This window comes from Candidatus Peregrinibacteria bacterium (assembly GCA_030700255.1).
Lineage (GTDB): Bacteria > Patescibacteriota > Gracilibacteria > UBA1369 > JABINC01 > JABINC01.
In genome coordinates, this window is the sequence record JAUYJN010000033.1 from 1 (window position 1) to 9,466 (window position 9,466).

Annotated in this window: 8 protein-coding genes; all 8 read left to right on the forward strand. The window is 39.6% G+C overall.

Features of this window, described 5'->3' with window-relative positions; genetic code table 11:
* Positions 1 to 784: 784 nt before the first annotated feature.
* From argG to argH, 8 genes are read left to right on the forward strand one after another with little or no spacing between them, the layout of a single operon-like run.
* Positions 785 to 1,984 (forward strand): argininosuccinate synthase, encoded by a 1,200-nt coding sequence (argG, locus tag Q8P68_04235; GenBank protein MDP4008372.1) that lies wholly within the window; start codon positions 785 to 787, stop codon positions 1,982 to 1,984.
* Positions 1,977 to 3,005: an N-acetylornithine carbamoyltransferase gene (locus tag Q8P68_04240; protein ID MDP4008373.1), complete on the forward strand. Its 1,029-nt coding sequence runs from the start codon at positions 1,977 to 1,979 to the stop codon at positions 3,003 to 3,005. Before argG ends, Q8P68_04240 begins: the two co-directional genes overlap by 8 nt.
* On the forward strand, positions 3,002 to 4,033 hold the full coding sequence (locus tag Q8P68_04245) for a hypothetical protein (protein MDP4008374.1): 1,032 nt from the start codon (positions 3,002 to 3,004) through the stop codon (positions 4,031 to 4,033). The genes Q8P68_04240 and Q8P68_04245 overlap by 4 nt, the downstream gene beginning before the upstream one ends.
* Entirely contained in the window at positions 4,018 to 5,028 is a 1,011-nt protein-coding gene (gene argC, locus Q8P68_04250; protein ID MDP4008375.1) for an N-acetyl-gamma-glutamyl-phosphate reductase, read from the forward strand. Before Q8P68_04245 ends, argC begins: the two co-directional genes overlap by 16 nt.
* 9 nt (positions 5,029 to 5,037) lie before the next feature.
* On the forward strand, positions 5,038 to 6,192 hold the full coding sequence (locus Q8P68_04255; GenBank protein ID MDP4008376.1) for an aminotransferase class III-fold pyridoxal phosphate-dependent enzyme: 1,155 nt from the start codon (positions 5,038 to 5,040) through the stop codon (positions 6,190 to 6,192).
* Between the two features lie 6 nt (positions 6,193 to 6,198).
* Positions 6,199 to 7,053 carry an acetylglutamate kinase gene (gene argB, locus Q8P68_04260; GenBank protein ID MDP4008377.1) on the forward strand — a complete coding sequence of 285 codons (855 nt, stop codon included), beginning with the start codon at positions 6,199 to 6,201 and terminating at the stop codon, positions 7,051 to 7,053.
* Positions 7,054 to 7,065: 12 nt separating this feature from the next.
* Entirely contained in the window at positions 7,066 to 7,959 is an 894-nt protein-coding gene (locus tag Q8P68_04265; GenBank protein ID MDP4008378.1) for a succinylglutamate desuccinylase/aspartoacylase family protein, read from the forward strand.
* Complete coding sequence (gene argH / locus Q8P68_04270; protein MDP4008379.1) at positions 7,952 to 9,247, forward strand: argininosuccinate lyase; 1,296 nt, start codon at positions 7,952 to 7,954, stop codon at positions 9,245 to 9,247. The genes Q8P68_04265 and argH overlap by 8 nt, the downstream gene beginning before the upstream one ends.
* The last annotated feature ends 219 nt before the right edge of the window (positions 9,248 to 9,466 follow it).

Here is a 9,466-nt window from a genome sequence, read left to right on the forward strand (position 1 = left end):
TATGGCGAAGTTCGGACTTATTTCAAAGAGAAGCATGGAGGCTAGCCTCCATGCTTCTCTTCAAAAAATGACAATTTTTTGATGAGAAGCTAAGGACAGGCGCGCGGTGCCAGGTTTCACCGCGCGCTTTGAGAGAAATGGCTTGAAAAATGCACCGCCCGAGGCGGGGGCGGGCGGCGCATGGAGAAATGAACAAAAACGACTGCGAAATTTGGAGGGTTATAAGACAATAAAAAAATCTATTGACAAGCACAAGGCACTTTGATATAAAATAGTCGTAGTATTTGTTTCTTTATATTTAAATACTTGAGGAATAGTAGATATCTCACCTTGCTTATAGAGAGTCGGGGACACTGGAAGCCTGGCAGCAAAAAGATATCGAACGCGTCTCAATAAGGTAGCAGCCGAAGAAAGTCCTAAAAAAGGACAAGTAGGTGTCGCCGGCAGAGTCCGTCATCATGCTCACAGTTAATCGTTCCCTCTAAGTGGGATAGAGAACTGAACAAGGTTACTGCTTAAAGGCAGTAACGAAGAAGGATGGTACCGCGAAGTCAAAAGACTCTCGTTCCTTCATTACCAGCATTTTGCTGAGTCATGAGTGGGCGAGAGTTTTTTTTATCAATTTAATTAGTAATTTAAATATCATGCACAATTTATTTTCACGCCGTAATCGTCGTCGAAGAAAGAAACCTCAGAAGTTTCGCTAGTCGTGCATGCTTAAAAACACACTAAGACTTCTGAGGTTAAACTCAGAAGTCTTTTTTAGTTCTTAAACTATATAATCATGAAGAAAGTTATACTTGCATTCTCAGGTGGTCTCGATACCAGCTTTTGTGTTCCTTATCTTAAGGAGAAAGGATATCAAGTCATAACCATTACCGTAAATACGGGAGGATTCACCGCTAAGCAATTGAAAGAAATTGCGCATCAAGCAAAAAAACTTGGCTCACATAAGCATTTTGAAGTTGATGCTCAGGAGGCTCTTTTTGAGAAATTTGCAAGTTACATTATTAAAGCAAATTATCTCAAGGGTGGTGTATATCCCGCTTGCGTGGGACCTGAACGAAACATTATTGCTCTAGAGATCGCAAAGATCGCGAAACAAGAAAACATAGAATGTGTTGCGCACGGTTCAACTGCCGCGGGCAATGATCAGGTAAGGTTTGATTTGGCTTTGAGCGCGCTTTTGCCAAATTGTACCATTTTAGCACCAATTCGTGATGAAGAGTTAACACGTGAACAGGAGGTTGCCTTTTTGAAGAAGATCGGAGTGCATATTGATTCCGGCAAAAAGGATTATTCGATCAACGTCGGCTTACTGGGTACGACGATAGGAGGTAAGGAAACGCTTGGAACTAAAAAAACTCTCCCAGAGTGTGCGTTTCCATTGGTGAAATCTCTTGAGGAAGCGCAAAAACAGTCAACTTTACTTGAAATTGAATTCGCAAATGGTCTTCCGCTAAGCCTAAATGGAAAAGAAATGAACGGAGTAAAAATGATCAATGAGCTCAATGAAGTTGCAGCGGCTTGCGGTTTTGGGAAAGACTACCATATCGGCACAACAATTCTGGGGACAAAAGGGAGAATAGGGTTTGAGGCTCCGGCGATGAAAATTTTCATCAAAGCCCACTCCGAGCTTGAAAAATTAACGCTGACCTCAAAGCAGATATTTTGGAAAAACATACTAGGCACACTTTACGGAGATCTTATTCATGAAGGTCTTTACTTCGATCCGATAGTCAAAAACCTTGAGGCATTTTTGGATTCAGCCAATGAATTTGTGAGTGGAAAGATAAAATTAAAAATGCAAAAAGGACTGCTTATCATTACTTTTATCGAAAGCCCTTACTCTCTCTTAAACAGTAAATTTGGTGCTTATGGAGAGAAGGCGGGGGCATGGACAGGCATAGATGCCAAAGGATTTTGTAAACTTTACGGACTTGAAAGCGTTAACGCATTTTTAACCCACAAGCAACATGACTAAAAAAGATTTTATCACTGGCATGGAATTTTCTGCCAAGCAGCTGCAGGAAATAATAGATCTCGCCATTTCCTTCAAGAAAGGAAAAGTGCCACAGCATGCTGAAAGGATCATAACTTTGTTTTTTGCCAATCCTTCACTAAGAACCAGGCTTTCATTTGAGTCAGGAATGAAAAAAATGCAGGGGAAAGTAAACGTGCTGTCCGGAAATGATACATGGAATTTTGAATATAGAGAGGGCGCAGTGATGAATGCAGACAAACAGGAACATATCAAAGAGGCGGCTCAAGTTATCTCCAAATATACCGATTTGCTTGCTATCAGAAAAAGTGAATTGATTACAACAAAAAGCGATCAATCAGACTCAAATTGGAATGAACTCAAGAAAGATGAAGCAATAGCAACGTTAGCAAAGTATGCGACGGTTCCCGTGATCAACATGGAATCCAATATGTTCCATCCGTGCCAGGCTTTGGCAGACATAATGACGATGATTGAACAATTTAAAAGCATAAAGAATAAGAAATATGTTTTGACATGGGCTCCGCATCCGAAACCCTTACCTCTTGCCACTCCGCACTCGCAACTTCTTATGCCCGCGATGTTTGGCATGGATGTAACCCTTGCACATCCACCCAGCTTCAATTTGGATGAGGATGTTATCAAGCTGGCGAAAGCACAAGCCAAGGAAAGCGGCGGTTCATTACAAATTACACAGGACCAGGAGAAAGCACTGAAAAATGCCGATGTTGTTATGGCTAAAAGCTGGGCAAGCTTAAAATATTTTGGAGATTGGCAAAAAGAAACTAAGCACAGAAATAAGTTCAAAAACTGGATAATTGACAATGAAAAAATGTCCCTGACCAATGAAGCTATCTTCATGCATTGTCTACCTGTCAGAAGAAATGTTGTTGTTTCCGATGAAGTTTTGGATAGCGGCAAATCAATTATCATTCAGGAAGCTGAAAATCGAATGTGGGCACAAATGGCACTCATGCATTATTTGTTAACTCTTAAGTCATGAAAATTACATTAGATAAAATCGCATCAGTTACAAAAAACGCCGCATTAACACAGGAGGTTTCTATAACTGAAAATTTTAAGCCTAAAAATGGCTTGCTCCTGGTCGTGGAAGTCCTTGAGGACAAAAAAATCTACAACCAACTGGAATTGGCATCAGGAAGATTATCAACTCTGAAAAAAGGAGATGTACTTGCTGTCGCACTCGGCAATAGGAAGGCGCTAAAAGGCTTTGTCGGGGAAACTCCTGATAAATTAAAAGCTGGAGATATAATTCATATTCTCAATCTTGGCGGTGTTGCAGGAATTTGCACCAGCGAAAATATTAAGGAAGTTGGACATGCGCTACCGGTAAAAGTCCTTGGTGCTATTACCAATGGTAAGAAAAACTTAACTACAAAGGATTACAAAAAATTTGAGCCACGAAAATCGCTGACTTCCAAAGTCTCTCTCGTGGTAGTGAGCGGAACATGTATGAATGTGGGGAAAACAACGGTAGCATGCGAAATTATAAAAAAAGCTTCACAGGAAGGTTATACAGTTTTTGGTGCAAAATTGGCCGGAATTGCCGCACTTAGAGATACCGAAAATATGAATGACCACGGTGCACAGGAGAGCGTGTCTTTCCTCGATGCAGGTCTCACTTCAACGGTGCAGAATAATGGACATGTCATTACGGTTACAAAAGGAGCAATAGAATTTCTATCTAAGAAAAGCGCCGATTTTATAGTAATTGAATTCGGAGATGGTGTTTTTGGCGAGTATGGAGTGATGGATATATTAAAAGACAAAGAAATCCAGCAAAACATTGTTGCCCATATAGGATGCGCACATGATCCAATGGGAGCGATGAAATTGGCAGAGGTGTGCAAAGAGATCGGTGCACCATTAACAGTGATGTCTGGTCCTGTAACCGATAATGAAGTCGGCGCAAATTTTGTTGAAAAGCAAATAGGCATACCTGCTCTCAATGCTTATATGAAGGCAACTGATTTATTCCATTACATATCTTCAAAATGTCTAAAAAAATAGTATCCATCATCGGTGCAACAGGTTATACCGGCCTTGAACTCATCAGGCTTTTGGCCACTCATCCAAATACTGAGCTAAAATATGTAACCTCTGAAAGTCATACAGGGCAAAAGTTATGCGATATTTGGCCGCATTTAAATGGTATATGCGAGCTTACATTAAGCAATACACCTCTTGAGAAAATTGCAAAAGAAAGTGATTGCGTCTTTCTCGCATTACCTCATTTGCAGTCGCAAAAGATTGTTAAAAAACTACTCGGAAAAACCAAGATAATTGACTTGTCCGCTGATTTTAGGCTGAAAGACCCACTGCAATTCAAACAGGCCTATGGAGTAGAACACACTCTTATAGAAGCGCAGGGGGAATTTGTTTATGGGGTTCCGGAATTTACCAAATCTGAAATCGCAGAAGCACAAAATATCGCCAATCCAGGCTGCTTTGCAATTGCGGTGGAGCTCGCGCTTTACCCAATAAAAGAAATGATCGATTCCGTTTACGTTCAGGGGATAACCGGCTCAAGCGGATCAGGAAAATCACCCGGGAACGGAACCCATCACCCCATAAGAAACCATAATGTAAAGAGCTATAGAATCGGGTCGCATCAACATGAAGTCGAAATTATTCAAGAGCTTAACCTGTCTTCCAATCAGTTTGTTTTGGTTCCAACAAGTGGCCCTTTCGTAAGAGGGATTCATATAACGGCTTTTCTTGATCTAAAAACGACCTCAAAAAAAGGAAAAATCTTTGAACTGTTTAAAAAATCGTATAAAAATAGCCCTTTTATTAGAATAAAGCCGGAGGTGCAGATAGCTGACGTTGTTGGTTCCAATTATTGCGATATCTCCATCAATTTTTGCGGGGGGAAGATTGTGGTACAAGCCGTTATTGACAACCTTGTGAAAGGCGCAAGCGGTAACGCAATACAGAATTTCAATCTTATGTTCGGTTTCGAAGAAGTCACCGGATTAAAAAGCTTAACTCCTTTATTTCCATAAAAATTCAACATGATTTCGCTAAAAAATTCTCAAAAAGCATTGATTCAAACTTATATGCAATACCCGATTGAAATTGTGAAGGGCAACGGCAGTTTTGTTTGGAACAGTAATGGCAAAAAATATCTCGATTTTTATGGGGGACATGCGGTAGCCATTATTGGACATTGCTCAAAGCCTGTTACACATGCCATTAAGCAACAATGTAGCTCACTCATTTTCTACTCAAATGTTTTCCATACAAAGCCCGCAACTCTTCTGGCCATAAAATTAGTTAAAACGCTCCTTCCCGAAAAGTATCAAGTCTACTTTGCCAACTCCGGTTCAGAAGCCAACGAAGCGGCTTTGAAAATCGCCAGAAAACACACAGGGAAGAAGCACATTGTTTCTTTTAAAGATTCCTTTCACGGCAGATCAATCACCGCGCTTGGAGTGACAGGAATTGATTCATATCATCAATTTTCTCCAAATCTGGATTCATACACAACGTTTGCAGAGCTTGGGAATATTGAAAGCGTTGAAAAGGCAATTAACGTCGATACCGCCGCAGTTATTTGTGAACCTATCCAAAGTATTGGTGGTGTCAAAATGGCGGAAAAAGGCTTTTACAAAAAACTTGAAGCTTTATGCAAGAAAAAAGGTATCTTGCTTATTTTTGATGAAGTTCAAACAGGACTGGGAAGAACGGGAAATTTTTGGTTTTCAAAAAGTGTGGATGTAAAACCGGACATTATTACCACCGCAAAAGGTTTAGCTTCAGGTTTGCCGCTTTCGTCCGTATTGGTAAATAACAAAATCAGTAAATCAATAAAGCCAGGAGAGCATGCCACCACGTTTGGTGGCGGTCCGGTCGTTTGCGCCGCCGCACTTGCGACAGTTTCTGAAATACTCAAGAGGGGATTTTTACAAAAAGTGCAAAAAAACAGTAGCTATCTTAAATCCAAATTACTGAGCATTCCTTATATTCATTCGGTTTCGGGAGAAGGTTTTTTACTTGGTGTTCATTTCGAAAAATCTATGCCTGAACTTGTAAAACAATGTCTGCAAAAAGGCCTCATTATAGGCAGTTCCTGCGATTCATCAACTATTAGACTAATGCCGCCAATTTCTGTGAATAAAAAGGAAATCGATCTTTTTTTGGAGATTTTTACTTCAACTTTAACTTAAACTATTATGTCACCTGTTAAAAAAACATTTTATCTCAAAAAATTTAAAGGCAAGGTCTTTGTTGTCAAAATTGGAGGTGAAGTTATTCAGTCAAAAAAGATTCTTGAAAATATCTTAAAAGACGTAAAAGAACTCGTAGATAGCGGGGTCAAGATTGTGTTTGTTCATGGAGGCGGAACGCAAGCTGATCAAATATCCGAAAAACTTGGGTTTAAGCCACAAAAAATAGATGGTCGAAGAGTAACAACAGCTGAAGATTTGGAAGTCGTAAAAATGCTCTACGGCGGCACTCTAAACCTTGAAATACTGAGCATATTGAAAAAACTCGGAGCCAAGGGGATAAGAGTAAGCGGGCTGGATGGCAATCTTTTACAAGTCCATCTGAGGGATAAAAAGAATTTTGACTATGGATATGTTGGTGATATCAGCGCCGTAAATTCGGATATTCTGTATTCGCTTTTAAGCGAGCAATATCTGCCGATTGTTTCACCGATTGCGGCAACAGATGACGGCACGATCGTTAATATAAATGCAGATACAATTGCCGCTCAAATTGCCATCGCTTTAAAAGCGGAAAAGCTCATTTTGTTTACAAAAGCCAGTGGTGTGATGAATGGCGACAGACTTTTTAGTGCCCTAACAATCAAGGAGGCAGAAGGCCTGATAGAAGATCATGTCGTGACCGAAGGAATGATTGTAAAAGTGGAGAATAGTATTCAAGCTGCGCAAAATGGCGTTAAAAGAGTGCATATTCTCAATGGTCTTTCACCACACAGCCTTTTGAAAGAAGTTATGACGACGGAAGGCGTTGGAACAATGATTTTATCAGATTCCGAAAAACAAATTTATTTGGATGAATAACACTTAATGAATATGAAGACTTTACCATCGCACATATATCATTTCTCAGGCACAAAAAAGGGCCCAACAGTCGTTATCTTTGGAGCTACCCATGGAAATGAAATAGTGGGCGCAAACATTATTGAGCAACTCAAAAAAACTTTACCAAAAGAAGAAATTTTTGGCGAAATCTATCTTATTATCGGCAATCCGGATGCCCTTCAAAAGAAGGTGAGATTTATTGATTTTGATTTAAACAGATTATTTGGTGACGATTTTGAAAAGCTATCGGCCAAGAATTATTACTCCTTATCAATTGAAGAGAGAAGGGCACTTGAATTGGCTCCTATATTGGCCAAAGCAGATTATTTGATGGATATTCATTCCACGATCAAAAAATCCATCCCTTTTGTCTATATAAAAAATTCTTTAAAACATATTATGATCGCAAAAATCTTTGGCACAAAATTCGTCGTTTCTTCTTTATTTTATTGTAAGGCAAAAAGTCTGCATTCCTCCGTGGATAACTTTGTTGATAAAGCCGGGGGTATCGGTATTACATATGAAACAGGATGGCATAAGGATACGTCTGTTTTTGGTGAAACCATGAGCAAGGTTAAACAATTTTTAAGTTTTGTTGGTTCAGCTTTTCACACATTTCCAGGAGTTTCCAAGACAAGGGGGCCAAAGCATATTCTCATTTATAAGGAAATACTGCCCAAAAAAAAGCAATTTACTTTTCAGCAGGATTACAGAAATCTTGATTTTTTAAAAAAAGGGACTCAACTTGCCACCGATGGAACCAAAAAAATAATTGTTACCCAAGATTCATATATAGTTTTTCCAAAAACAGATATTCGCATGGGAAGAACGGCCTGTTATCTGGCAAAGGAAATTTTAACCCATAACAACATTCATCATGACTAAATTATGGAAAAAATCAGGAAAAAAGACTCATCCAGCCGTTAATAATTACATTGTTTCTAAAAACTGTGAACAAGATTCAATTCTTTTGCCATACGATGTTCAAGCTTCGATGGCGCATGCCAAAATGCTTCATAAAGTTGGATTATTGTCGAAAAAAGAGGAGAACATGCTCGTAAAAGGCCTTAAAGAAATAGAAGCACTTTATACAAAAGGTAAGTTCCAACTGAAACAATCTGATGAAGATTGCCACACTGCTATAGAAAACTATCTTACAAAGAAATTTGGAGATGTTGGCAAAAAAATTCACACAGGGAGATCACGAAACGACCAAGTCTTAACGGCTATACGTTTATTTTCAAAACAGCAACTCACAATAGTTAAAAAGGAACTGCTCAAAACAGCCGAGCAGATTCTCGCATTTGCGAAGAAAAATGAATTTGTCCCTATGCCGGGTTATACACACACCCAGCAAGCTATGCCGTCCAGCGTGGGGCAATGGGCCGGCTGCTTTGTTGAGGCATTACTCGATGATTATGGGATTTTGGAGTCGGCTTACAAGTTAAATGATCAAAATCCGCTCGGTTCCGCCGCCGGCTTTGGTACAAGTTTACCCATAGATAGAGACTTTACTACAAAAGAATTGGGCTTTGCTAAAACGCAAATTAACGCGCTTTACTGTCAAAACAGCAGAGGCAAACTCGAAAGCTTTATTTTGAGCGGTATCGTTCAAGTGATGTTGACGCTTGGGAAAATTGCCAATGATTTGATTTGGTTCACCACTAAAGAATTTGATTTTTTCGTTATAGATGAATCTTTAACTACCGGTTCCAGCATTATGCCTCAAAAGAAAAATTTAGACATTTTGGAAGTTCTGAGGGCAAATATCAGCATTGTGCTCTCATGCCAGATGCAAATTCAAATCGTGAGTCATAATTTGCTTTCCGGTTACAATAAAGATCTGAAAATCACAAAAGAAGCATTAATCAAATCATTTGAGATAGTCATTTCAAGCCTCAAGATTATGCAATTAGTTTTTGAGCATTTAAAGGCGAAAAAAAAGGTACTGTCATCGTCGTTTTCTACAGAAATTTTTGCTACGGATATTGTAAATGAGTTTGTGCTAAAAGGAATGCCTTTTAGAGAAGCGTACCAAAAGGTGGGAAGAAAGTTAAAAGAGGTAAAGACTCCTGATTTTGTTGAAAATATAAAGGGTAAAAAACATTTGGGCGCAACCGGAAACCTTGCTTTGAGCTCTTACGCAGAGCAGATCAGAAGGCTAAAAGAATAACTCTCCAAATTTCGCAGTCGTTTTTGTTCATTTCTCCATGCGCCGCCCGCCCCCGCCTCGGGCGGCGCATTTTTCAAACCATTTCTCTCAAAGCGCGCGGTGAAACCTGGCACCGCGCGCCTGTCCTTAGCTTCTCATCAAAAAATTGTCATTTTTTGAAGAGAAGCATGGAGGCTAGCCTCCATGCTTCTCTTTGAAATAAGTCCGAACTTCGCCATA

Excerpts from the sequence above, each read along its gene's own strand:
- argG (MDP4008372.1), top strand. The coding sequence starts at position 785 with ATGAAGAAAGTTATACTTGCATTCTCAGGTGGTCTCGATACCAGCTTT.
- Q8P68_04240 (MDP4008373.1), top strand. The coding sequence starts at position 1,977 with ATGACTAAAAAAGATTTTATCACTGGCATGGAATTTTCTGCCAAGCAG.
- Q8P68_04245 (MDP4008374.1), top strand. The coding sequence starts at position 3,002 with ATGAAAATTACATTAGATAAAATCGCATCAGTTACAAAAAACGCCGCA.
- argC (MDP4008375.1), top strand. The coding sequence starts at position 4,018 with ATGTCTAAAAAAATAGTATCCATCATCGGTGCAACAGGTTATACCGGC.
- Q8P68_04255 (MDP4008376.1), top strand. The coding sequence starts at position 5,038 with ATGATTTCGCTAAAAAATTCTCAAAAAGCATTGATTCAAACTTATATG.
- argB (MDP4008377.1), top strand. The coding sequence starts at position 6,199 with ATGTCACCTGTTAAAAAAACATTTTATCTCAAAAAATTTAAAGGCAAG.
- Q8P68_04265 (MDP4008378.1), top strand. The coding sequence starts at position 7,066 with ATGAAGACTTTACCATCGCACATATATCATTTCTCAGGCACAAAAAAG.
- argH (MDP4008379.1), top strand. The coding sequence starts at position 7,952 with ATGACTAAATTATGGAAAAAATCAGGAAAAAAGACTCATCCAGCCGTT.